At 62.9% G+C, this 1,490-nt stretch carries 1 protein-coding gene; it reads left to right on the forward strand.

The genetic code is table 11. The annotated features are described in order from the left end of the window. The first annotated feature begins 119 nt into the window (after positions 1-119). Complete coding sequence (locus tag AAD496_RS14860; protein ID WP_433913778.1) at positions 120-1,445, forward strand: IS30 family transposase; 1,326 nt, start codon at positions 120-122, stop codon at positions 1,443-1,445. The last annotated feature ends 45 nt before the right edge of the window (positions 1,446-1,490 follow it).

Below are 1,490 nucleotides of genomic sequence, written 5' to 3' on the forward strand. Positions count from 1 at the left end.
CTTGGGTTCTAACGGTCGTTGCAACACTCTCCATCCGAGAGGTTGCAACGACCGTGCCGTATTCACCTTCCCAACGCCTCCACCTGACACAGCAACTCAAAGAACTCGTCGACACGAAGATGTCTGTCCGGGACGCGGCCGAACATCTTGGGATCAACCGCCACACCGCCGCAGGATGGCTTCGTAAGGCAGGTGTCCGACCACAAGGACGTCCCGGCCGGTTCGACGGCACTCCACGCCGTCGGCATCCCGCACGTGACCGGTACGAGCAACTACGTGCCGATGGTTGGACCCGTGCGGACGCGGCGGAACATGTGGGCATCCACCCTCGCACCGCACAGGATTGGGACAAAGGAGTCCGACGTTCTGGTAGTGCCCGCTTGTACACCAACGGGCACCGGACACAGCATTCTGGATCCATGCTGACGAAGCTCCACGCACTCCCGCTGTCCGTGAATGACCGGTACTTGTCCCTACCGGAACGTGAAACGATCCAGGACCGGCGCCGTGACGGCTGGTCGATCCGACGGATCGCACAGGAACTCGGGCGCAGTCCCTCGACGATCAGCCGGGAACTGCGTCGGCACAGTAATCACAACGGCACATACGGGGCGTACGCGGCACACCGTTCGGCAGCCGTGCGTCGACGTCGACCGAAGGAGCGGAAGCTTCGCCCGGGGACACGTCTGTGGCAGGCCGTCATCGGGGGCCTGTCACAGTGGTGGTCACCCGAACAGGTCGCCGGTCGGTTGACCGTTGAGCATCCCGATGACGAGGACATGCGTGTGTGCCACGAAACGATTTACCAAGCGATGTACGTCCAAGGACGCGGGAACCTGCGAGAAGAACTCGCCCTTGCCCTACGGTCCGGACGTGCGCGACGTCGCCGGCAGAAGGCTTGCGGGGCCCGGCGTGCCCGGTTCGTCGACGAACCGGTACTGATCTCTCAACGGCCGGCAGAGGTCGAGGACAGGGCGGTCCCCGGGCACTGGGAAGGTGACCTGATCATCGGGCAACGTGGGAAGTCGGCGATCGCGACGCTCGTCGAACGTCAGACCCGGTTCGTGATGCTGGCACATCTCCAGGGTGATCACACGGCCCAGACCGTCCGTGATGCATTGGTCGAGACCATGGGTGGTCTGGATGCCATGTTGCGTGGTTCGTTGACGTGGGACCAGGGGGTGGAGATGGCGCAGCACCGGTCGTTCACCCTGGCTACGGACATCCCGGTGTATTTCTGCGATCCGGGTTCGCCGTGGCAACGCGGTTCGAACGAGAACACGAACGGTCTGTTGCGGCAGTACTTCCCGAAGGGGACCGATTTGTCACCGCACACTCGTGAGGACTTGGAGTACGTGGCCGGACAGTTGAATGGGCGTCCACGCAAAACGCTCGGCTGGGCGACCCCAGCCGAGCGATTGCGGGAACTGTTAACTTCTGCGTGAGCCCGTACCACCGTACGAGTGTTGCAACGACCCCTAGAACCCAAG

Source organism: Brevibacterium litoralis (assembly GCF_040212315.1).
Lineage (GTDB): Bacteria > Actinomycetota > Actinomycetes > Actinomycetales > Brevibacteriaceae > Brevibacterium > Brevibacterium litoralis.